Origin of the sequence: Marilutibacter spongiae (assembly GCF_014145325.1) — a bacterium.
GTDB classification, from domain to species: domain Bacteria; phylum Pseudomonadota; class Gammaproteobacteria; order Xanthomonadales; family Xanthomonadaceae; genus Marilutibacter; species Marilutibacter spongiae.
In genome coordinates this window covers 55592-78615 of sequence record NZ_JACHTF010000014.1, presented here as the reverse complement: position 1 = coordinate 78615, position 23024 = coordinate 55592, and the positions used below count along the sequence as shown (strand labels likewise).

Genomic DNA, 23024 nt, shown 5'->3' with positions numbered 1-23024 from the left:
ACACGGTGCGCAGGTTGAAAAACAATTGGCAATTATCCTATTGAGAAGTCCGGGCCACAAGCGTATGGGGCCTATCCGGACTATCAGCTCAGTTGCCGTTCAACCCAGCCGGACACGCCAGCCAGGGCCGAAACCAGATCCGGGCCATCCTCGCCCCCACCCTGGGCCATGTCAGGACGCCCACCCCCCTTGCCGTTGATCTGACCGGCCACGTGGCCCATCAGTTCCCCGGCCTTGATCTTGCCAGCCGCCTTGCCGCTGACGCCAGCCACGAGCGCCGCCTTGCCGTCGGCGGTGCCGGCCAGCACGACGACGGCGTCGCCGAGTTGCTGTTTCAGGCGGTCGACGGCCTCGCGCAGCGCCTTGCTGTCGAAGCCCTCCAGGCGTTCGGCCAGGACGCGGACATCGCCCACGTGGACGGCCCGGCCCGCGATGTCGGAGGTCGCGCCCGCCGCGGCCTGGGCCTTCAGGGCGTCGAGCTCGCGCTCGAGTTTCTTCTGGCGCTCGAGCAGCGCACGAAGCTTGTCGCCCACCTCGGCGGGCGTCGCACCGAGCAGGCGCGCGGCCTCCCCGAGTCGACGTTCCTCGGCGGCCACGTGGGCGAGCGCGCCTTCGCCGGTCACGGCCTCGATGCGCCTGACACCGGCAGACACACCGCCCTCGGAGAGGATCTTGAACAGGCCGATGTCGCCGGTCCGGCCGACGTGGGTGCCGCCGCACAACTCGGTGGAGGCGTCGCCCATGCGCAGCACGCGGACGCGATCGCCGTACTTCTCGCCGAACAGGGCAAGCGCGCCGAACTCCAGCGCTTCGTCCATGCCCATGTGGTGGACCTCGGCGGCGTGGTTGCGACGGATCTCGGCATTGACGCGGGACTCCACCTCCGCCAGTTCAGCGGCCGACACCGGCTGGAAATGCGCGAAGTCGAACCGGAGCCGGTCGGGGGCGACCAGCGAGCCCTTCTGGGTGACATGCTCGCCCAGCACCGCACGCAGGGCCGCATGCAGCAGGTGGGTGGCGGAATGATTGAGCACGATGGCCGCGCGGCGGGCGTCGTCGATGCGCGCGCGCAGGCGCTGGCCTCGCTTGAGGCCACCGCTGGCCAGGCGGCCGGCGTGGCCATGGAACTGGCCGGCGATCTTGAGGGTGTCGCGGACATCGAAGCGCAGGCCATCGGCGTCGAGTTCACCGGCGTCGCCCATCTGGCCACCGCTCTCGGCGTAGAACGGCGTGCGATCAAGGATCAGCACGCCCTCTTCGCCCGCGTCCAGCGTGTCGACCGGAGACCCGTCGCGCAGGATCGCGAGCACTTCCACGTCGTCGGCGTCGGCGGCTTCGTAGCCCAGGAACACGGTGGGCGCCAACTGGGCTGCCAGCTCGGCCGGCAGGGTGGTGCCGCCACCGAACTTGCCCGATGCGCGCGCGGTCTCGCGCTGGCGCTCCATCGCGGCCTGGAAGCCGGCCATGTCGACTTCGAGCCCGCGCTCGCGCGCGATGTCGGCAGTCAGGTCGACGGGGAAGCCGTAGGTGTCGTACAGGCGGAAGGCGTCCTCGCCGGGGATGGTGCCCTGCGCTCGCGCGGCGACCTCGTCGAAGATGCGCATGCCCGCGTCCAGCGTTTCGGCGAAGCGCTCCTCCTCGGCCTTCAGCGCGCGCTCGACGAACTCGCGCTTGGCGACGAGCTCGGGATACGCGTCGCCCATCACCTCGATCAGGGGCGCGAGCATGCGGTGGAAGAAGGGCTGCTTCTGGCCGAGCATCCAGCCGTGGCGGAGGGCGCGGCGGATGATCCGGCGCAGCACGTAGCCGCGCCCCTCGTTGCTGGGCAGCACGCCGTCGATGACCAGGAAGCTGCATGCGCGGATGTGGTCGGCGATGACGCGCAGGGATTTGTTGCCAAGGTCTTCGGTGCCGGTCAGCGCCGCCGCCTGGGCGATCAGATAGCGGAACAGGTCGATGTCGTAGTTGCCGTGCACGCCCTGCAGGATCGCCGCGATGCGCTCCAGGCCCATGCCGGTGTCGACGCAGGGCGCAGGCAGCGGCAGCAGGCTGCCGTCGGGCTGGCGGTCGAACTGCATGAACACCAGGTTCCATATCTCGATGAAACGGTCGCCATCCTCGTCCGGCGACCCCGGGGGACCGCCCGCGATGTGGGGACCGTGGTCGTAGAAGATTTCGGTGCACGGGCCGCAGGGACCGGTGTCGGCCATCTGCCAGAAATTGTCCGACGCGAAGGGCGCGCCCTTGTTGTCGCCGATGCGGACGATGCGATCGGCGGGGACGCCGATCCGCGTGTTCCATATCTCGAAGGCTTCGTCGTCGGTCTGGTAGACGGTGACCAGCAGGCGATCGGGATCCAGCTTCCACACCCGGGTCAGCAGCTCCCAGGCCCATTCGATGGCCTCGACCTTGAAATAGTCGCCGAACGACCAGTTGCCCAGCATCTCGAAGAAGGTGTGGTGGCGGGCGGTGTAGCCGACCTGGTCGAGGTCGTTGTGCTTGCCGCCCGCGCGCAGGCAGCGCTGCACGTCGGCGGCACGTACGTAGCCCGGCTTCTCGCTGCCCAGGAACACGTTCTTGAACTGCACCATCCCGGAATTGGTGAACAGCAGCGTCGGATCATTGGCCGGCACCAGCGGTGCGGAGGGCACGATGGTATGTGCCTTGCCCCGGAAGAATTCGAGGAAGTCGCTGCGGATCTGCTGGGTGCTGAGGGGGGTCGCTGTGCTCATGCCTGGCGCTGGATCGGAGGGCTGGGCCGGGCCGCCATGACCCGTCGTGCCCCGAAGCATGCGGGCAGCGATCCGGGCAGGCAACCAAACGGAAGCCCGATAGGGTATCAGCCTTGGCTACCGCCTGCCTGATCAGGGGCGGAACGCGGTCCGGGCCCGGGCCGCCTGCCCCTTCGCCCCCCCCGGGGGCGCGTTCAGTCCACCTCGTCCAGCGGCAAGCGGCTGACCGCCCTCACGACATCGCCCGGGAAGCCCCTGCGCATCAGCAGGTCGGCGATCTTGCGCTGGGCCTGCAGGCCCGGTTCCAGCCCGCGATGCCCGAGGCGTCGACGCGCGAGGTCGCGTGCCAGCTCGACCCAGTCGCCTTCGAAGGTCGCCATCGCCGTTTCCACGGCCACCTCGTCCAGTCCATGGGTGGCCAGTTCGGCGCGGATCCTCACCGGGCCATAGCCGCTGTCCGACCGCGTCCGCACCAGGCCCTCGGCGAAGCGCGCGTCATCCTGCCAGCCCTCGCCTGCCAGGCGCTCCACGGCAGCATCCACGGCCGCGGGCTCCAAGCCCCTCGACACCAGCTTGGCGGTCAATTCCTTGCGCGAGTGCTCCCGGCGCGACAGCAGCGCGAGCGCCCGCTGCAGGGGCGTCTGCTCGGGCCGGCCACGACGGCGCCCGCGCCCCTCCCCGCCTTGGCCCTCGAAACCCACCCCGCAGTCCCCGTCGGCCACCGGCGGGTCGCCGGCAGGTGGGAACAAGCCGTCCTCAGGGCCTGGCGCGCTGCTCATGCATGTCTCCATCGGACCCGCCCCATCGGGCGGGTCCGGGCGCTTGGCTCACCCAAGCGCCGGCTGGATCAATCCTCATCGGCCTCCTCCTCACCCTTCTCGGCCTCCTCGGGCACGAACTGGGCCCGCAAGGCCGCCTCCAGGCGCTCGGCCACCGCAGGGTTTTCCTTGAGGTAGTTGCGGGCATTCTCCTTGCCCTGGCCGATGCGCTCGTCGCCGTAGCTGTACCAGGCTCCCGCCTTGTCGACCAGCTTGGCGGTGACGCCCATGTCGATCAGCTCGCCTTCGCGCGAGATGCCCTCGCCGTAGAGGATCTCGGTGATGACCTGCTTGAACGGCGGGGCCATCTTGTTCTTGACGACCTTGATGCGGGTCTGGTTGCCGATGATCTCGTCGCCCTTCTTGACCGCGCCGATGCGGCGGATGTCTAGGCGGACCGAGGCATAGAACTTCAGGGCGTTGCCGCCGGTGGTGGTCTCCGGGCTCTGGCCCGGCATCATGATGCCGATCTTCATGCGCAGCTGGTTGATGAAGATCACCAGGCAGTTGCTGCGCTTGATGTTGCCCGTCAGCTTGCGCAGGGCCTGGCTCATCAGGCGCGCCTGCAGGCCGGGAAGCTGGTCGCCCATCTCGCCTTCGATCTCCGCTCGCGGCGTCAGCGCCGCGACCGAGTCGATCACCACCATGTCGACCGCGCTGGAGCGCACCAGCATGTCGGCGATCTCAAGGGCCTGCTCGCCGGTGTCGGGCTGCGAGAGCAGCAGGTCCTCGACGTTGACGCCGAGCTTGGCGGCATAGATGGGATCGAGCGCATGCTCGGCATCGATGAAGGCCGCGGTGCCGCCCTTCTTCTGGCACTCGGCGATGGCCTGCAGGGTCAGGGTGGTCTTGCCGGAAGACTCGGGGCCGTAGATCTCGACCACGCGCCCCTTGGGCAGGCCGCCGATCCCGAGGGCGATGTCCAGCATCAGCGAGCCGGTACCGATGACCTCCGCGGCCTCGACGACGCGGTCGCCCATCCGCATGACCGAGCCCTTGCCGAACTGCTTCTCGATCTGGCCCAGTGCGGCGGAAAGCGCGCGCTTCTTGTTCTCGTCCATCGTGAGGTCCTCTAGGTCGCTGGAGTGGGTATGGGGTGACTGTACGGAAGGCAGGTCGCAGGAGCTGAGATCGCCGCCAGAACGCAGGATGCCCCGGTGGTGGACGGCTGCCTGTCGGGGGTGGGCGCGTTGGCGCGTCGGGCACGTCCGTGACGGGATGTAGGAAAAAACCGAATGCCGCTGGCCATGACGCCGGCAGGAAGCGCGAGGCTCAACGGCTCGGCCTCACCAGGCCGCAGTACAGGCCTTCGATGGCGAACTCCTGGCCCGGCTGGACCTCGATCGGGGCGAAGTCCGGGTTGCGCGGCAGCAGGCGGATCCGCTCACGGCCCAGCTTCAGGAGCTTCACGGTGATTTCGTCGTCGATGCGGGCGACCACGATCTGCCCGGAGCGTGCATCCCGGGTGCGGTGCACGCCGATCAGGTCGCCGTCGAAAATGCCCTCGTCGCGCATGGAGTCGCCCTTGACGCGAAGCAGGTAGTCCGGCGAAGGCGAGAAGAAGTTGCGGTCCAGCAGGACCATCTGGTCCGAACCGATGTCGGCGCCGATCGGCACGCCCGCCGCGACCTGGCCGAGGACCGGCAGGTGCAGGGCATCGTCGTTCAGCCGCGCACGCGGCGCGGGATCGGCCTGCGCGGCGTCCGCCGGGGCGTCGTCGCCCAGGCCGTCGGGCTGCATCCGCAGCCGCAGGCCCCTCGCCCGTCCCGGCACGCGCTCGATGATGCCGGCCTGTTCGAGGGCCTCGATGTGGTACTGCGCGGCACGCACGCTGCTGAAGCCCATGGCCCGCGCGATCTCGGTCTGCGAGGGCGGCATGCCTTCGGTCTGGATGCGTTCGGCGATCAGGTGCCAGATCGCGTGCTGGGTTTCGGTGATGTCCATGTTAGTAGCAATACTACTAACAGACTTGTTGCCCCGTCAAGCGGCTCAGGTCATCAGCTCGATCAGGCCGTGCAGGGCCGCCGCGACCGTTTGCCGGCGGACCATTTCGCGGTCGCCGTCGAAGTGGAAGACCACCGCCGTCGGGTAGCCGCCGCGGCGCTTCCAGGCGATCCAGACGGTGCCCACGGGCTTGTCGTCGGTGCCGCCCCCCGGACCGGCGATGCCGGTGACGGCGACGGCCGCCGAAGCGCCGGACTGCACGAGCGCGCCGGAGACCATTTCCATCACCGTCTCACGGCTGACCGCGCCATGCTCCTCGAGCGTATGCGGCTGGACGCCCAGCAGGGCCTGCTTGGCTTCGTAGCTGTAGGCGGTGATCCCGCACTCGAACCAGTCCGAGGAGCCGGCGATGTCGGTCAGGGCCTTGGCGATCCAGCCCCCCGTGCAGCTTTCCGCCGTGGTCAGGCGGTGGTGCTGGTCGATGGCGGTGCGGGCGACCTGCTCGGCAAGGGCGCGCAGGGCGATATCGGAGATGTCGGCGTTCATGGCTGGACACTATAACGGCCGCCGCGCGCGCCCGGTGAAGCGGGAACGCGCGGCGACGGCGGCTCTCAGTAGTGCACCCTCAGGGTCACGCCGTAGGTCGCCGGCGCGCCCGGGAAGCCGTTGTAGGAATTGAGCGGATCGCCGGGCGCGGGCGAACCCGGGGCCTGCAGCGGGGCGTCGAACGCGACCTGCGTGTAGTACTCGTCGAAGATGTTCTGCCCCCAGAGCTCGACCATCCAGCGGCGGTCCCGCGAGCCGATCCCGAGGCGCGCATTGAAGATCGCATAGGCCTCCTGCGTCTTCTCCGCGTCGAGGTCCGAGCCGGTGTTGAAGTCGGACATGTACTTGCCGCCCAGGTTGAAACGTCCCATCAGCGAGCCGCCGAAATCCCACTCGTAGGTCACCGAAGCCGAGCCCGACCAGAGCGGCGCGAAGCTGGCGCGACTGCCCGGGAGCTTGTATAGCGAACCGGGGAAGACGAAGTCGGCGGTCGGCGTCTCGTCGCCATAGCGCGTGTCGGCGTAGGTCAGGCCGGCCTGCAGCATCAGGCCGTCGAGCGGGGTGTCCCACAGGACCTCGGTGTCCACGCCCTTGGACACGACCTCGGGGATCGACCTCACCACGAAGCTCGTGCCCAGGAAGGAGTTGAGCTGGAAATCCTCGTAGGTCTGGTGGAACAGGGTCGCATTGAGGAGCAGGTTGCCGTCCATCCACGTGGTCTTGGCGCCCAGCTCGTAGCTGTCGACGAACTCGCCCGGGAAGGACGTGTCGTCGACCGGGATGATGCCCGCCCCGCTGCTGGACTGTCCATCGGCGGACTGCACGCGGTCGAAGTTGAAGCCACCGGCCTTGTAACCGCGCGCGGCGGAGGCATACGTCATGAGCTGGTCGTTCCAGCGGTAGGCCGCCTTCACGGTGCCCGACCACTCCTTCTCTTCGCGCTCCTGGTGGGTCGCGCGACCCGCCTGCAACGCGTTGGCCCAGGGCAGGCACATGAAACCAACCACCTGCGGGGCCAGCTGCCCCAGCAATGCCGCCTGCTGCGCCGGTGTCAATGCGCCCAGCGGCACGCCACGCGCGAGCAGCGCCTGCGCGACGCTGCCCGCCGGGTTGGCCAGCGCGGCGGCGCAACCCGGGCTGCCGTTGGGGTTGCTGTAGCGCGAGTCCAGTTCCTTGTCCTCGCGGGTGTAACGAAGGCCCAGGGTCAGGTCGAGCGCGTCGGTCGCGTGCCAGGTGTTGTTGGTGAACAGCGCATAGCTCTTGGCGTCCTGCTCGTAGCGGTCGAGCGCACCCAGGCCGGCGAACCCGGTGCCGTAGGGCTGCCCGGTGACCTGCGAGAAGAAGGTCGCGGGGTTGCTCATGTCGATCGGCAGCCCGGCGGCGGTGATCCCGGCGGCGACGCGCTGGAACACCAGGGTCGATACGTAGGGCTCATAGGCGGCGCCCATCCGGTAGGAGTCGTTGCGCTTGAGGTCCTCGTCGGAGTAGAAGCCGCCGACCATCCAGTCGAAAGCGTCGGTGGAGCCGGTCAGGCGGAGTTCCTGGGTGAAGGTGTCGAACGCGCTCAGCGACTCGTCCTCGTCCGCGTTGCGATAGATGATGTCGGCGGTGCTGTAGTCGTAGTCCAGGCCGTTGATGGCGTCCCAGTCGCGCTTGGCGGTGATCGAGGTCAGGGTGGCGCCGCCCAGCCAGGGGGTCTCCCAGTTGAGCTCCATCGACAGGCCCTTGTCCTTGATGTCCTGCCCGGTGCCGCGGTTGCCCCAGGCCTGGCGCGCCTCGGGGTCGGCGACGGGGCTGACGCCCTCGTCGGGCGCCAGCGCATCCACCAGCGGCGCCGTGCCGCCACGGACCAGGGTCACGGCCGTGCAGCAGTTCTCCTCGCGGCTGGTGAAGTCGGCGATGAAGTTGATGTCCAGCGTGTCGGTCGGCTCCAGCAGCAGTTGCCCGCGCAACGAGTGGAAGTTCTGGTCGTAGTCCTCGTCCTCGCGCCGCGGGCCATTGCCGGTGTGCACGTCCATCCAGCCATCGCGCTTGCGCTTGGCCGCGTACACGCGCATGGCCGAGTTGTCGCCCAGGGCGCTGTTGAAGGTGCCGGCCACGCCGAGCGCGCCGTAGTTGCCGACCGTCAGCTCGCCGTCGACGTAGGTGTTGTAGTCCGGCCGGCGGGTGATCACGTTGATCACGCCGGCGGAGGTGTTCTTGCCGAAGACGGTGCCCTGCGGCCCCTTCAGCACTTCGATGCGCTCGATCTCGCCCAGGTCGCCGAAGCCCACTCCGTTGCGCGGACGGTAGACGCCGTCGATCACGACGCCGACCGAGGACTCCAGGCCGGGATTGTCGCCGACGGTGCCGATGCCGCGGATGCGCGCGGTGGTCTGCGCCTCGCTCTGCGTGCTGGTGACGGTGAGGCCCGGGACGAGCACCTGCAGGTCCTTGACGTCGCGCACGCCGGTATCCTGGAGCAGTTGCTCGGGCAGCGCGGTGATCGAGATGGGCACGTCCTGCAGGACCTCTTCGCGCTTCTGCGCGGTCACCACCAGGCCGGCCAGCGTGGTGGCGGACTCGGATTCCTCTTCGCCGGCCTCCTGGGCCACGGCCGGCAACGCCACGCAGGCGGCAAGCGCGATGCCCACGGACAGCGAGAGGCGGTGGGTGGCCGGAGCCCGGGTGCGGTTCTTGAGAGCAGGCATGCGTTCTTCCCCGATTGCTGACATGCGTTGATGGATCGACGAGCCTTCAGACATGCATGTCCCAGGTACGCCACTGCGCGACTCCCGGCGACTTTCCCGCCCGGCGCGACGCACGCGCCGGCGGAGCCCCTGGCGTCCGGTCCACCTGCCGCCGTCCTGTACCCTGCCCCTGCGACCGCGAACACGACCGACGGTATCACGCCGTGGAATGTTCGCACGCGGCAGCGCAGCAGTGTGGTGCCGACGACGCTCGCCGGGCACGCACGAGGTGATCGCGGCGGCGCAAGCCGGTACCATGTCGAGCCTCGCTTCCGTCGGCCCCCGAGGCCGTGGCGCGCCCCGCAATGGATATGCACGGGCCGTACCCGATTCCCGTCCAAGGGACTCCGGACTTCCAGAACCCGAACCGGCCGCGTCCAGCGCGGCGAGACCCGACCATGTCCATCCCCTTGCGCCAGCAATGGTTCTCCAATGTCCGCGGCGACGTCCTCGCCGGGCTCGTCGTCGCCCTGGCCCTGATCCCCGAAGCGATCGCGTTCTCGATCATCGCCGGTGTCGACCCCAAGGTCGGGCTGTACGCCTCGTTCTGCATCGCGGTGGTCATCGCCTTCACCGGCGGCCGGCCGGGCATGATCTCGGCGGCGACCGGGGCGATGGCGCTGGTGATGGTCGACCTGGTCAAGGACCATGGCCTGCAATACCTGCTGGCCGCGACGCTGCTGACCGGAGGCTTCCAGATCGTCGCCGGCCTGCTGCGGCTGGGCGGGCTGATGCGGTTCGTTTCGCGCTCGGTGGTCACCGGCTTCGTCAACGCATTGGCCATCCTGATCTTCATGGCCCAGCTGCCCGAGCTGATCAACGTCCCCTGGACGGTCTACGCGATGACCGCCGCCGGCCTGGCGATCATCTACCTGTTCCCCCGCCTGACGCGCGCGATCCCCTCGCCCCTGGTGGCGATCGTGGTCCTCACCATCGTCGCGGTCGCGCTGGGGCTGGACATCCGCACCGTCGGCGACATGGGCGAGCTGCCCGACAGCCTGCCGGTCTTCCTGCTGCCGGACGTGCCCCTGGACTGGGAAACCCTGCGGATCATCGCGCCCTACTCGGCCACGCTCGCGGTGGTGGGCCTGCTGGAATCTCTGCTCACCGCGCAGATCGTCGACGACCTGACCGACACGCCCAGCGACCGCAACCGCGAATGCGCCGGGCAGGGCGTGGCGAACATCGCCGCGGGCATGCTCGGCGGCATGGCCGGCTGCGCGATGATCGGCCAGTCCGTCATCAACGTGAAGTCGGGCGGCCGCGGGCGCCTGTCGACCCTGGTCGCCGGCGCAGTGCTGCTGGTACTGGTGGTCTTCGCCGGCCCCTGGGTCAAGCAGATCCCGATGGCGGCGCTCGTGGCGGTGATGATCATGGTCTCGATCGGCACCTTCAGCTGGACCTCGATCCTCAACCTGCGCACCCACCCGGGCACGTCGAGCGTGGTCATGCTGGCGACGGTGATCGTCACCGTCTTCACCCATGACCTGGCCAAGGGCGTGCTGACCGGCGTGCTGCTGTCGGGCATCTTCTTCGCGCGCAAGGTGGGCCGCGTGCTGCACGTGGGCTCGACCGCCGGCGATGACGGCCGCGCGCGGACCTACGTGGTCACCGGGCAGGTGTTCTTCGCCTCCAGTGAGCAGTTCGTCGCCGCGTTCGACTTCAAGGAAGCGCTCGAACGCGTGGTGATCGACGTCTCAAGCGCCCACTTCTGGGATCTCAGCGCTGTGGGCGCGCTGGACAAGGTGGTGATCAAGTTCCGCCGCGAGGGCACCGACGTCGACGTGCGCGGCCTCAACGAGGCCAGCCGCACCATCGTCGACCGCCTGGGCGTGCACGACAAGCCCGATGCCGAACGCCTGATGGGCGACCACTGAGGAACGCAGCGATGACGTCACTGATCAAGACCGATGGACGCGTGGTGGCCGCCGTGGATGCATCGTCCTACACCTTCAGCGTCGCCGGGACCGCGGCATGGGCCGCGATGCGGCTGGGCGCACCCTTGACCCTGCTCCATGCGATCGATCGCGCGACCGCGGGATCGAGCGAGGACCTCAGCGGCAACCTGGCGCTGGGCGACCGCGAGATGCTGCTGGAGCGGTTGGCGGACGCGGACGCCGAGCGTTCGCGGCTGGCGCAGGCACGTGGGCGCGAGCTGCTCGACCTGGCGCGCGGGCGCCTGGCCGAACAGGTGGACGTGGACGCCGAGTGCCGGCTGCGCCATGGCGCGCTGGTCGACAACCTGCTCGACATCGAAGACGACGTGCGCCTGTTCGTGGTGGGCAAGCGCGGCGAACACGCGGACTTCGCCAGGGCCCACCCCGGCAGCAACCTGGAGCGCGTGGTCCGCGCGGTCCATCGCCCCGTGCTGGTGGCGGCGCGCGCGTTCAAGGCCCCCACCCGCTTCATGGTCGCCTTCGATGGCAGCGCCACCACCCGCAAATGCGTCGAGATGGTCGTCGCCAGCCCCCTGCTCGCCGGACTGCCGTGTCGCCTGCTGGCGGTGGGCGACGCCGAACCCGAGGGCTTCCAGGCCGCCGCCGCACGGCTGCGCGAGGCCGGTTACGAGGTGGACGCTGAATGCCTGGCGGGCGCTCCTGACACGGTGATCGCCGCTGAAGTGGAGCGGCACCGGATCGACCTGCTGGTCATGGGCGCCTACGGCCACTCCCGCATCCGCCAACTGATCGTCGGCAGCACCACCACCACGGTACTGCGCCAGTGCACCATCCCGGTCCTGCTGCTGCGCTGACGCCTCAGGACGACAGCGCCTGGCGCGCCAGCCGCGACGCCGCTTCGCGGCGTTCGGAATAGCGGTCGGTCAGTCGCCCGGCGTGCGGTCGCAGCAGCACGGTGAAGCGGACCAGTTCCTCCATCACGTCGACGATGCGGTCGTAGTACGCCGAGGGCTTCATGCGGCCTTCGTCGTCGAACTCCTGCCAGGCCTTGGCCACGCTCGACTGGTTGGGGATGGTGAACATGCGCATCCATCGCCCGAGCAGGCGCAGCGAATTGACCGCATTGAACGACTGCGAGCCCCCGGACACCTGCATCACCGCCAGCGTCCGCCCCTGGGTCGGCCGGATGCCGCCCATCGACAGCGGCAGGTGGTCGACCTGCGCCTTCATCACGCCTGTGAGCTGGCCGTGGCGCTCGGGCGAGCACCACACCTGCCCCTCCGACCACAGCGACAGCGCGCGCAACTCCTGGACCGCGGGGTGATCCTCGGCGCCGGCCTGGTCGGGCAGCGGCAGGTCGCGCGGATCGAAGATGCGCGGCTCGGCGCCCATCAGGCGCAGCAGGCGGGCTGCCTCCTCCACCGCCAGGCGCGAGTAGGAACGCGTGCGCAGGGAGCCATAGAGCAGCAGGATCCTCGGCGGATGGCCATCTATCCCGGCACGCAGGACATCAAGCTGCAGTTGCGACGGCTCCAGTGCCGGCAGCCGGTCGGGATCGGACAGCGCGCGCTCGCGCGGCCCCGGCACATGCCCGGCCGCGCTCATGCGTTCGCCGCCCGCCGCTCGGTCGCCACCGCGGCACGCGCATCGTCGGGCAGCGTCGCGGGGAACCAGCGGCGCCCGATCCAGAGCGCGACGTGGACCAGGGCGACCAGCACGGGCACCTCCACGAGCGGCCCGATGACCGTCGCGAAAGCCACCTGCGAGGCCAGCCCGAACGCAGCGACGGCCACCGCGATCGCCAGCTCGAAATTGTTGCTGGCCGCGGTGAAGGCCAGGGCGGTGGTGCGGGGATAGTCGATCGCGACCACGCGGCCCATCAGGTAGCTGGCCACGAACATCACCACGAAGTAGATCGCCAGCGGGACCGCGATGCGCAGCGCGTCCAGTGGCAGCCGCACCACGTCGCCGCCCTTGAGGGTGAACATCGCCGCGATCGTGAACAGCAGGGCGACCAGGGTCAGCGGCGCGATCCGCGGCAGGAAGACCTGCTCGTACCAGTCGTCGCCCTTCCGCCTGCGCAACACGTATCGCGTCAGCCACCCGGCCAGGAACGGCAGGCCCAGGTAGGTCAGCACCGCCCGGGCAATGGTGGCGAAGCCGACGTCGACCACGCTGCCCTGCAGGCCGAACAGCGGTGGCAGCACCGACAGGAAGAACCACGCATAGACGCTGAAGAACGCGATCTGGAAGAGCGAGTTGAAGGCCACCAGGGCGGCGACGTACTGGTTGTCGCCGCAGGCCAGCCGGTTCCAGACCAGCACCATCGCGATGCAGCGCGCCAGGCCGATCAGGATCAGCCCTGTCATGTACTCGGGGCTGTCGTGCAGGAAGATCGCCGCCAGGGCGAACATCAACACCGGACCGACCACCCAGTTCTGCAGCAGGGACAGCACCAGCACGCGCCGGTCCTCGAAGACCCGGTGCAGCGACTCGTAGCGCACCCGGGCCAGCGGCGGATACATCATCAGCACCAGGCCGATCGCGATCGGCAGATTGGTACCGCCGATCGACATGCGGTCGAGCGCGACCGGCAGGCCCTCGAACGCGAGCCCGAGGCCGATCCCCACCGCCATCGCAGTGAAGATCCATACCGTGAGGTAACGGTCCAGCCAGCCCAGCCGGGGCGTTCCGGCGCTCATGGCGCGGGACCGACGCGTTGGCCGTCGGCATCGACCACGGCTTCACCGTCTTCCTTGGCGAAGGCCGCACGTTGCGGCGACGGCAACAGGTCCAGCACGCGCTCGGACGGACGGCAAAGGGCGACGCCGAGCGGCGAGACCACGATCGGCCGGTTGACCAGGATGGGATGGGCCACCATCGCGTCGAGCAGGGTCGCGTCGTCCAGCGAAGGGTCGTCCAGGCCGAGCTCGGCGTAGGGCGTGCCCTTCTCGCGCAGGAGCTCGCGTGCCCCCATGCCCATGCGCGCCAGCAACGACTCGAGCATCGCGCGGGTGGGCGGCGACTTCAGGTACTCGACCACGTGCGGCTCGATGCCGGCATTGCGGATCATCGCCAGGGTATTGCGCGAGGTGCCGCAGTCGGGGTTGTGGTAGATCACCACGTCCACCGGATCCAGGGCGGCCAGCGTGTCGTTCGGGCTCATGCGCAGTCTCCGCCGCGACCGGCCGGCACGCACGCCGAGGCGTCGCCTCCGCAGCAATTGTCGGTGAGGTAGTCGACCAGGCCCCGCATGGCGGCGAAGTCGGCGCGGTAGGTAATGCTGCGCCCTTGCGGGTCGGCATCGACCAGTCCGGCCTGGGACAGGGTCTTGAGATGGAACGACAGCGTGGTCGCGGCGATACCCAGCGCTTCGCCCAGGTCGGCCGGCGTGGCCCCTTTCGGGCCGGCTTCGACCAGGTGGCGGAAGATCGCCAGGCGGGTCTTCTGGGCCAGTCCGGCGAGGGCGTCGAGCGCAGCGGTGTCGTCCATTATTCGATAATACTGGAACAGTGGTATTGAAGTCGAGGCCCGCCCCCTCGATCCAGGCGGGCTTGACCCTGCCGTTACAATCGTTGGCCGCGACGGGCCCGCCCTGCCCGCCCCACGACCAGCCAAGCGAGCCGATGTCCAAGAGCGCCGACAAGACGCCCGAGCACACCCCCCTGATGAAGCAGTTCTTCGCCGCCAAGGCGGAGCATCCGGACGTGCTGTTGTTCTTCCGGATGGGCGATTTCTACGAACTGTTCTACGACGACGCGCGCAAGGCGGCGCGGCTGCTCGACATCACCCTGACCCAGCGCGGCAGCTCCGGCGGCGCGCCGATCCCGATGGCAGGCGTCCCGCACCATGCCGCGGAAGGCTACCTGGCGCGCCTGGTGGCGCTGGGCGAGTCGGTCGCGATCTGCGAGCAGATCGGCGATCCGGCCGCCAGCAAGGGCCTGGTCGAGCGCAAGGTCGTGCGCATCATCACCCCGGGCACGGTCACCGACGAGGCCCTGCTCAACGAGCGCCGCGATACCCTGCTGCTGGCGATCGCGCGTGGCCGCAACGGCTACGGCCTGGCCTGGGCCGACCTCGCGGCCGGGCGCTTCCTGGTCAACGAAGTCGCCGGCGACGACACCCTGGAAGCCGAACTGGCCCGCCTCGAGCCGGCCGAGACCCTGGTCGCCGACGAGGACGGCTGGCCGGGCTTCGTCACCGCGCGCGGCGGCCTGCGCCGCCGCCCGCCCTGGCTGTTCGACGCCGACAGCGGTCGCCGCCAGTTGCTGCGCTTCTTCAACCTGCACGACCTGGGCAGTTTCGGCATCGAGGACAAGCCGCTGTCGATCGCCGCCGCCGCCGCCCTGCTGGGCTACGTGGAGGAAACGCAGAAGCAGCGCCTGCCGCACCTGTCCTCGATCGCGGTCGAGTCCGGCGACGGCGCGATCGCGATGAACGCCGCCACCCGGCGCCACCTGGAGTTGGACACCCGCATCGACGGCGACACCCGCCACACCCTGCTCGGCGTGCTCGACAGCACGGTGACGCCGATGGGCGGACGCCTGCTGCGCCGCTGGCTGCACCGGCCGTTGCGCGACCGGCCGACCCTGCGCCTGCGCCACCAGGCGGTCGAAACCCTGATGGACAGCGGCGCGGGCGACGACCTGCGCGAGCGCTTCCGTGCCCTGGGCGACCTCGAACGCATCCTGTCGCGCATCGCGCTGCGCAGCGCACGTCCGCGCGACCTGTCCACGCTGCGCGACGGCCTGGGCCTGCTGCCGGGCGTGCATGCCCTGCTCTCGCCACTGGACGCACCGCGCCTGGCGGCCCTGCTCGATGCCCTGGGCGAACACGATGCGCACGCGCGACTGCTGGCCTCGGCGATCGTCGAGCAGCCGCCGGTCCTCGCCCGCGACGGCGGCGTGTTCGCCGAGGGCCACGACGCCGAACTCGACGAACTGCGGCGCCTGTCGAGCAACGCCGACCAGTTCCTGGTCGAACTTGAAGCGCGCGAGCGCGAAGCCAGCGGCATCCCGACGCTGAAGGTCGGCTACAACCGCGTGCACGGCTATTACCTGGAGATCAGCAAGGCGCAGGCCGGCAAGGCGCCCACGCACTACACGCGGCGGCAGACGCTGGCCAACGCCGAGCGCTACATCACCGAAGAGCTGAAGGACTTCGAGGACAAGGTGCTGTCGGCGCGCGAGCGCGCCCTCGCGCGCGAACGCCTGTTGTACGAAGAACTGCTGGACACGCTCAACGAACGCCTGCCGCCGCTGCGCGCCTGCGCAGCCGCACTGGCCGAACTTGACGTGCTCGCCGGCCTGGCCGAGCGCGCGCACGCGCTGGACTGGGCGCGGCCGGACCTGGACGAGCGGCCCTGCCTGCACATCGAGCGCGGCCGTCACCCGGTGGTCGAGGCGGTGCGCGAGGATCCGTTCGAGCCCAACGACCTGGTGCTCGACGAATCACGCCGCATGCTGGTCATCACCGGCCCGAACATGGGCGGCAAGAGCACCTACATGCGGCAGAACGCGCTGATCGTCCTGCTCGCCCACATCGGCAGCTTCGTGCCGGCCGAGCGCGCCTCGATCGGTCCGATCGACCGGATCCTGACCCGCATCGGCGCCGGCGACGACCTCGCCCGCGGACAGTCCACCTTCATGGTGGAGATGAGCGAGACCAGCTACATCCTCCACCACGCCACCGCGGAATCGCTGGTGCTGATGGACGAGATCGGCCGCGGCACCTCCACCTACGACGGCCTGGCCCTGGCCGATGCCTGCGCCCGCCACCTCGCCCACCACAACCGCGCCTACACGCTGTTCGCGACGCATTACTTCGAGCTCACCGCGCTCGCCGAACCGGGCAGCGGCATCGCCAACGTGCACCTGGACGCGGTCGAGCACCACGACCGCGAACATGGCGACCGCCTGGTCTTCATGCACGCGGTCAAGGACGGCCCGGCGAACCGCAGCTTCGGCCTCCAGGTCGCGGCGCTGGCGGGCCTGCCCCGGTCGGTGGTGCAGCAGGCCAAGGGCCGCCTGGCCGAGCTGGAGCAACGTGGCCACGATGCGCCCAGCGCGGCGCCGCTGGTGCCGGAAGTGCTGGATGCGCCGCGCCAGGCCACGCTGTTTTCCGCGCCATCGGCGGCGATGGAAGCGCTGGCCGGACTGGAGCCGGACGAGCTGACGCCGAAGCAGGCGCTCGAGGCCCTGTACCGCCTGAAGTCGCTGGCCTGACTCAGGCCTTGGCGGCGGCGCGCTCGGCTTCGGTCGCGCGCGCGCGCACAGCGGCCTCGCGGCCGGCATGGCGGGCAGCGTAGGCCTCGAAGGCCGGGCGCTTGTCGATGACGCCGAACTGCATGTACCAGCCCAGGTAGGCCGACAGCATCAGGTCGGCGGCACTGAAGCGGTCGCCGGCGACGAACTCGCGGCTGGACACCAGCGCGTCCAGCGTGGCCAGCACGTCTTCCAGCGAACCGAAGCCGGCGGATCGCGGCTCCAGCGTCGCGCCCCCGAGCTTGGCCAGCACCGCCGCTTCCAGCGGACCGGCGACGAAGAACAGCCAGCGGTAGTAATCGCCGCGCTCGCGGCTGCCCGAGGGCGGCGCCAGCCCTGCGGCGGGGAACGCGTCGGCCAGGTAGGCGCAGATGGCGGCGTTCTCGGTCACCACGGTGGTGTCGTGGCGGATCGCGGGCACCTTGCCCATCGGATTGATCGCCAGGTACTCCGGCGCCTTCATCGTGGTGCCGTACTCGAGGTACTCGGTGCGGTAAGACTGGCCGGTCTCCTCGAGCATCCAGCGCGCGACGACGCCGCGGGACTCGGGGTGGGTATACAGGGTCAGCGTGGACATCGGCGGTTCCTCCTGGAACGTGGGCGGGGCAAGGGGGCCCACGGTACGCCTGCCCTGCTGACAGGGTATGTCAGCACGCTCCGCCCAGGCCCCGTCGATGGGGCCGGCACGCGACAGTCAGGCGGCCTCGCCACCCGCGCCCGTCGGCGGCGTGGCATCGAAGCGCCGGACCTGCCGGGCCGGGTCGAACGGACCGATGCGGTCGCGACCGTCGAACCGGTAGTCGGCGAACTCGCCATCGGCCCGTACGTAGTGCAGGAAGACCTGCACCCAGTAGCGCCCGTCGAAGCGACCGCGCCAGTGCGGCAGTTCGGCGCCCTTGTAGGCGAGCATGTCGCCCGCGGCCAGCGGCAGTTCCAGGTCGCCGCCGCCCGATTGCAGTCCCAGCGTCCAGGGGCGGTCGGCATCGAAGCCCAGGGTCAGCGAGGTGCTGATCTCGCAGGAGGGCCGGTCCAGGTGGCGGGGCAGTTCGGCGCCGGGCATGTACACCCGCAGGTAGGAATAGCACGGGTGCAGGGGACCGCCGGCCACGCGCTCCATCAAGGGCAGGACGCGCAACAGCAGGCATTCCGACAGCGTGTCGGCATAACGCCCCTGCGACCCCAGGCTCTCTTCGACGGTGTAATGGCCCGGCACGCCGGTCTGCATCACCGCGTAGTTGGCGCAGAGCTCCGCTTCGGCCGGCGCCAGCACCCCGCGCAATACGCTGAACCCCTCCGCGGCGAAGTGGGCCGCGCTGCGGGCGATCATGTCGGCGGGGTCGGAGGCGGGTCGGGGATCGGTCATGGAGGCGCGGGCGCGGAAGGGTGGCGGCGGAGGGCCTCGATGGTAACCGCAGCGCCACACAGGCGTGGACGATTCCGTCATCGTTGCGGGCGCATGATGCGCTCCTTCGCCCGGCTTTGGCGATAGCCCCTCGCTATCCGAACGAGCAGAACATTCAATTTCAGATATGAACGGCACCGGCGTACGGTGGTCGGGTGCTTCCACCGCCTTGCCGCCCCGGTGCCCCATGGGAATCCGACGCCGCGCGCGACGCACCCTACTGAATGCCCGGACATGGGTCCGGGCGCGAATGGCCCAAGGAGATCGACCATGTCCAGCGAGAAGAAGTGCCCCTTCCACGCCACCGCCGGTGGCGGTACCCAGAACCAGGACTGGTGGCCGAACCGGCTGCGTCTGGACCTGCTCAACCAGCATTCCGCGCGCTCCAACCCGCTGGACCCCGGCTTCGACTACGCCAAGGCCTTCAAGGGCCTGGATTATGCGGCGCTCAAGCAGGACCTGGCCGACCTGATGACCGATTCGCAGGACTGGTGGCCGGCCGACTTCGGCCACTACGGCGGGCTGATGATCCGCATGGCCTGGCACAGCGCCGGCACCTACCGCATCGGCGACGGCCGCGGCGGCGGCGGTCGTGGCCAGCAGCGCTTCGCCCCGCTCAACAGCTGGCCGGACAACGTCAGCCTCGACAAGGCGCGCCGGCTGCTGTGGCCGATCAAGCAGAAGTACGGCCAGGCGATCTCCTGGGCCGACCTGATGATCCTCGCCGGCAACGTGGCGCTTGAGACGATGGGCTTCCGTACCTTCGGCTTCGGCGGCGGCCGCGAGGACACCTGGGAACCCGACCAGGACGTCTACTGGGGCCGCGAGACCACCTGGCTGGGGGGCGACGTGCGCTACGCCCACGGCGACGAAGGCGTGGTCAAGGGCGGCGACCATGCCGTGCTGGTGTCCGACGACGACGCCGACGGCGACGAACACAGCCGCCGGCTCGAGAACCCCCTGGCCGCGGTGCAGATGGGCCTGATCTACGTCAACCCGGAAGGCCCGGACGGCAACCCCGACCCCATCGCCGCGGCGCACGACATCCGCGATACGTTCGGCCGCATGGCCATGGACGACGAGGAAACCGTCGCCCTCATCGCCGGCGGCCACAGCTTCGGCAAGACCCATGGCGCGGCCGCAGCCGACAACGTGGGCTCCGAGCCGGAAGCCGACGAACTCGAGGCCCAGGGCTTCGGCTGGCACAACCGCCATGGCAGCGGCAGGGGCGCCGACACCATCACCAGCGGCCTGGAGGTCACGTGGTCGAAGACCCCCACCCAGTGGAGCAACAGCTTCTTCGAGAACCTCTTCGGCCACGAGTGGGAGTTGTCCAAGAGCCCGGCCGGCGCCCACCAGTGGGTCGCCAAGGGCGCGGAGCCTTCGATCCCGCATGCCTACGACAAGGACCGCAAGATCCTGCCGACCATGCTCACCACCGACCTCTCGCTGCGCATGGATCCCGCCTACGAGAAGATCTCGCGCCGTTTCCTGGAGAACCCCGACCAGTTCGCCGACGCCTTCGCCCGTGCCTGGTTCAAGCTGACCCATCGCGACATGGGACCGCGCAGCCGCTACCTCGGTCCGGAAGTGCCTGACGAGGCGCTGATCTGGCAGGATCCGGTCCCGGCCGCCGACTACCCGGCGATCGACGACAAGGACATCGCCGCGCTCAAGGAGAAGATCCTCGCCTCCGGTCTCGCGGTCGGCGACCTGGTCGCCGCGGCCTGGGCCTCGGCCTCGACCTTCCGTGGCGGCGACAAGCGCGGCGGCGCCAACGGTGCGCGCGTGCGACTGGCCCCGCAGAAGGACTGGGCGGCCAACGACCCGGCCCGCCTGGGCAAGGTGCTCAAGGCACTCGAGGGAATCCAGGCCGACTTCAACGGCGCCCAGGCCAACGGCAAGCAGGTGTCGATCGCCGACCTGATCGTGCTCGGCGGCGGCGCCGCGATCGAGAAGGCGGCGCGCGAGGCCGGCGTCCAGGTGAGCGTGCCGTTCTCGCCCGGTCGCACCGATGCCTCGCAGGCGCAGACCGACGTCGACTCCTTCTCACCGCTGGAGCCCGTCGCCGACGGCTTCCGCAACTTCGCCAAGGCCCGCTACGCCATCCCGGCCGAACACCTGCTCGTGGACAAGGCGCAGCTGCTCACCCTGACCGCGCCGGAAATGACCGCCCTGGTCGGCGGCCTGCGCGTGCTGGGCGCGAACAGCGGGGAGTCCGGGCACGGTGTGTTCACCGATCGCCCCGGCGTGCTCAGCAACGACTTCTTCCGCAACCTGCTCGACATGGGCACCGAGTGGAAGCCGACGTCCGATGCGCGCGACGCCTTCGAGGGCCGCGACCGCAAGAGCGGCGACCTCAAGTGGACCGGCACCCGCGTGGACCTGGTCTTCGGTTCGAATTCGGTGCTGCGCGCCCTGTCGGAGGTCTACGGCAGCGCCGACGGGCAGGACAAGTTCGTCAAGGACTTCGTCGCCGCCTGGCACAAGGTCATGGAGCTGGACCGCTTCGACCTCGCCTGAGCAGTCCGACGCGTGCTCGCGAAGAAGCCCGGCATCCGCCGGGCTTCTTCCTTGTGCGTCCGCCGGGGGCCGGAGCAAGGCAGGCCGCCAGCATCCACGTCGCCCGGACGGATCCCGCGCGGGGCCCCGGGCGCGCTTCGCTTGCCCGGGCTACGTTGCCGGCAGACCCCAAATTGCTCTTCGCATGGGTTGCGCGAAGGAAGACCCATCGTGCGTCCTGCGTGCGGCTGCGCGCACGGTGGGTTTCGCCTTGGGCTCTACCCACCCTACGAAGCGCGATGAGAGGCCGGGTCGTAGGATGGGTAGCGCGAAGCAAAACCCATCGTGCGCCATGCGTGCGCTCGACTACGCCGCCGCTGCGTCCCGCTGCACGCCAGCCGGCACCGCCTCCAGTGCGCGCGACAGGTCCGCCCACAGGTCGTCGACATGCTCGATGCCCACCGACATGCGCAGCAGTCCAGGCGTGATGCCATGGGCCAGCTGGTCGGCCTCGCCGACGACGCGATGGGTCAGGCCGGCCGGATGCTGGATGAGGGTGTCGACCGAGCCCAGGCTGACCGCGGGCGTCAGCAGCTTCACTTCGCGCATCACCGACGCCGCGGCGGCATGGCCCTGCGCCAGTTCGAACGCCACCAGGCAACCAGGGCCGCGCATCTGGGTCCAGTGCAGCGCGGCGTTCCTCACCGTCCCCAGCCCGGGGTAGAACACCTTCGCGACGCGCGGATGCGCCTGCAGCCGCTCGGCAAGCACTTCGGCATTGGCCTGCGCGCGCTCCACGCGCAGGGCCAGCGTCGGCAGGCCGCGGTGAAGCAGGTAGGCCGCCAGTGGATGCAACAGGCCGCCGGTCGCTGCCCGTACCGTGCGCAGGGGCCGGGCGTCCTCGTCGGCGCAGCACACCACGCCGGCGATCACGTCGCCATGCCCGCCCAGGAACTTGGTCGCGCTGTGCAGCACGTAGCGAGCGCCCAGCGCGGCCGGGTTCTGCAGCACCGGCGTGGCGAAGGTCGAGTCGACCAGCACCGGCACGTCGCCGGCGGCGGCCACGACCGCGCGGATGTCGACCAGGTCCAGGGTCGGGTTGGCCGGCGTCTCGACGATCACCAGCGTGGTGTCGGCGCGTCGACGCGACGCGATCTCGCCCGCTTCGACGAACTCGGCCTCGATGCCGCACAGGCCGCTGGCCAGCAAGTGGTCGGAGGTGCCGTAGAGCGGACGCACCACCAGCACGTGGGCGCCGTGGGCGCGACGGGCCATGAGGACCGCGGTCAGCGCCGCCATGCCCGAGCCGAAGGCCACGCAGGCACCGGTGTCCTCCAGCGCGGCCAGCGCGTCCTCGACGCGGGCCACCGTGGGGTTGTGCAGACGGGCATAGATCGGATTGCCGGCGCGGGCCTGGCCCCCGACGAGGGCGTCGAAGCTGGCGGTGCCCGCTTCCAGGTCGGTCACCGGATAGGTCGTGGACAGGTCGATCGGCGGGGCGTGGACGCCGAGCTCGCGCAGCTCGTCGCGGCCGGCGTGCACGGCACGGGTCGAAAATCGGGTCATGGCAGCACCATTTCGTCGGATATCCCCCCGATACTAGAAACACCTGCGCCTGATAACCTGACGGCCGAACGATATTCGTCAAGGCCCCGGAATGTTCCGACTCGACCGAACCGACTTCGCCCTGCTGCGGCTGTTGCGGAAGAATGCGCGGCTGCCGAACAAGACCCTGGCAGAGAAAGCCGGGATCGCGCCCTCGACGGCGCTGGAGCGCATCCGCCGCATGCACGAGTCGCGGACGATCCAGGGCTACCACGCGGAGATCAACCCGGCCGCGATCGGCATCGGGCTGCAGGCCATGGTCGTGGTCCGGCTCGCCCGCCATTCGCGCGCGATGGTCGACAGCTTCCACCGCCACCTGCAGGGCCTGCAGGAAGTGCTCGCCTTCTACCACCTGGCCGGCGCAGACGATTTTCTCGTCCACGTCGGCGTGCGCGACAGCGACCACCTGCGCGAATTCGCCCTGACCGCGTTCACCGAGCGCGAGGAAGTGGCGCACATCCAGACGCAGCTGATCTTCGAGTTCCGCCGCAACACCGAACTGCCGGTCTTCCGATCGCCGGATCCCTGAGCGCGCTCCGGGGACGGTCATCGGGCGTAGGATGGAACCCCGCACCTACGGATGAA

Annotated in this window: 18 protein-coding genes; 5 read left to right on the top strand and 13 right to left on the bottom strand. The window is 69.6% G+C overall.

The window, feature by feature from the left end:
• Window positions 1–83: 83 nt before the first annotated feature.
• From alaS to H4F98_RS12770, 6 genes are all read right to left on the bottom strand, one after another.
• The gene (gene alaS, locus H4F98_RS12795; protein WP_182688230.1) at window positions 84–2732 is read right to left on the bottom strand and encodes an alanine--tRNA ligase; all 2649 of its coding nucleotides are present in this window, start codon (window positions 2730–2732) and stop codon (window positions 84–86) included.
• Window positions 2733–2926: 194 nt separating this feature from the next.
• Window positions 2927–3511: a regulatory protein RecX gene (locus H4F98_RS12790; RefSeq protein WP_182688229.1), complete on the bottom strand. Its 585-nt coding sequence runs from the start codon at window positions 3509–3511 to the stop codon at window positions 2927–2929.
• A gap of 68 nt (window positions 3512–3579) precedes the next feature.
• Window positions 3580–4611 (bottom strand): recombinase RecA, encoded by a 1032-nt coding sequence (gene recA, locus H4F98_RS12785; RefSeq protein WP_182688228.1) that lies wholly within the window; start codon window positions 4609–4611, stop codon window positions 3580–3582.
• Window positions 4612–4822: 211 nt separating this feature from the next.
• A complete protein-coding gene (gene lexA, locus H4F98_RS12780; protein ID WP_182688227.1) occupies window positions 4823–5494 on the bottom strand; it encodes a transcriptional repressor LexA in 672 nt (223 codons plus the stop codon).
• Window positions 5495–5539: 45 nt separating this feature from the next.
• A complete protein-coding gene (locus tag H4F98_RS12775) occupies window positions 5540–6040 on the bottom strand; it encodes a CinA family protein (protein WP_141519379.1) in 501 nt (166 codons plus the stop codon).
• Between the two features lie 65 nt (window positions 6041–6105).
• Window positions 6106–8730 (bottom strand): TonB-dependent receptor, encoded by a 2625-nt coding sequence (locus H4F98_RS12770; RefSeq protein WP_182688242.1) that lies wholly within the window; start codon window positions 8728–8730, stop codon window positions 6106–6108.
• Between the two features lie 437 nt (window positions 8731–9167).
• Between H4F98_RS12770 and H4F98_RS12765 the strand changes: the two genes are divergently transcribed.
• Window positions 9168–10646 carry a SulP family inorganic anion transporter gene (locus H4F98_RS12765; protein WP_182688226.1) on the top strand — a complete coding sequence of 493 codons (1479 nt, stop codon included), beginning with the start codon at window positions 9168–9170 and terminating at the stop codon, window positions 10644–10646.
• A gap of 11 nt (window positions 10647–10657) precedes the next feature.
• Window positions 10658–11521, top strand: coding sequence for a universal stress protein (locus tag H4F98_RS12760; protein WP_182688225.1), 864 nt, complete (start codon window positions 10658–10660; stop codon window positions 11519–11521).
• Window positions 11522–11525: 4 nt separating this feature from the next.
• Here the strand turns inward: H4F98_RS12760 and arsH are convergent, their stop codons facing one another.
• The 4 genes from arsH to H4F98_RS12740 are packed head-to-tail and all read right to left on the bottom strand — an operon-like array spanning window position 11526 to window position 14159.
• Complete coding sequence (gene arsH / locus H4F98_RS12755; protein ID WP_182688224.1) at window positions 11526–12272, bottom strand: arsenical resistance protein ArsH; 747 nt, start codon at window positions 12270–12272, stop codon at window positions 11526–11528.
• Window positions 12269–13369: an ACR3 family arsenite efflux transporter gene (gene arsB / locus H4F98_RS12750; RefSeq protein ID WP_182688223.1), complete on the bottom strand. Its 1101-nt coding sequence runs from the start codon at window positions 13367–13369 to the stop codon at window positions 12269–12271. The genes arsH and arsB overlap by 4 nt, the downstream gene beginning before the upstream one ends.
• Window positions 13366–13797: an arsenate reductase (glutaredoxin) gene (gene arsC, locus H4F98_RS12745; protein WP_425487606.1), complete on the bottom strand. Its 432-nt coding sequence runs from the start codon at window positions 13795–13797 to the stop codon at window positions 13366–13368. The genes arsB and arsC overlap by 4 nt, the downstream gene beginning before the upstream one ends.
• 32 nt (window positions 13798–13829) lie before the next feature.
• Window positions 13830–14159 (bottom strand): ArsR/SmtB family transcription factor, encoded by a 330-nt coding sequence (locus tag H4F98_RS12740; protein WP_182688221.1) that lies wholly within the window; start codon window positions 14157–14159, stop codon window positions 13830–13832.
• A gap of 134 nt (window positions 14160–14293) precedes the next feature.
• Between H4F98_RS12740 and mutS the strand changes: the two genes are divergently transcribed.
• Window positions 14294–16891 (top strand): DNA mismatch repair protein MutS, encoded by a 2598-nt coding sequence (gene mutS / locus H4F98_RS12735; RefSeq protein ID WP_246373177.1) that lies wholly within the window; start codon window positions 14294–14296, stop codon window positions 16889–16891.
• A gap of 1 nt (window position 16892) precedes the next feature.
• On the opposite strand, the gene H4F98_RS12730 is transcribed toward mutS, so the two are convergent.
• Together H4F98_RS12730 and H4F98_RS12725 are read right to left on the bottom strand one after the other, a co-directional pair.
• Window positions 16893–17507 (bottom strand): glutathione S-transferase family protein, encoded by a 615-nt coding sequence (locus H4F98_RS12730; protein WP_182688220.1) that lies wholly within the window; start codon window positions 17505–17507, stop codon window positions 16893–16895.
• Between the two features lie 117 nt (window positions 17508–17624).
• Complete coding sequence (locus H4F98_RS12725) at window positions 17625–18293, bottom strand: hypothetical protein (protein ID WP_182688219.1); 669 nt, start codon at window positions 18291–18293, stop codon at window positions 17625–17627.
• 309 nt (window positions 18294–18602) lie between these two features.
• On the opposite strand from H4F98_RS12725, the gene katG reads away from it, so the two are divergent.
• Complete coding sequence (gene katG / locus H4F98_RS12720) at window positions 18603–20855, top strand: catalase/peroxidase HPI (protein ID WP_182688218.1); 2253 nt, start codon at window positions 18603–18605, stop codon at window positions 20853–20855.
• 345 nt (window positions 20856–21200) lie between these two features.
• Here katG and H4F98_RS12715 read toward each other — a convergent pair whose 3' ends face one another.
• On the bottom strand, window positions 21201–22400 hold the full coding sequence (locus H4F98_RS12715; protein WP_182688217.1) for a trans-sulfuration enzyme family protein: 1200 nt from the start codon (window positions 22398–22400) through the stop codon (window positions 21201–21203).
• A gap of 91 nt (window positions 22401–22491) precedes the next feature.
• On the opposite strand from H4F98_RS12715, the gene H4F98_RS12710 reads away from it, so the two are divergent.
• Entirely contained in the window at window positions 22492–22968 is a 477-nt protein-coding gene (locus H4F98_RS12710) for an Lrp/AsnC family transcriptional regulator (protein ID WP_182688216.1), read from the top strand.
• The last annotated feature ends 56 nt before the right edge of the window (window positions 22969–23024 follow it).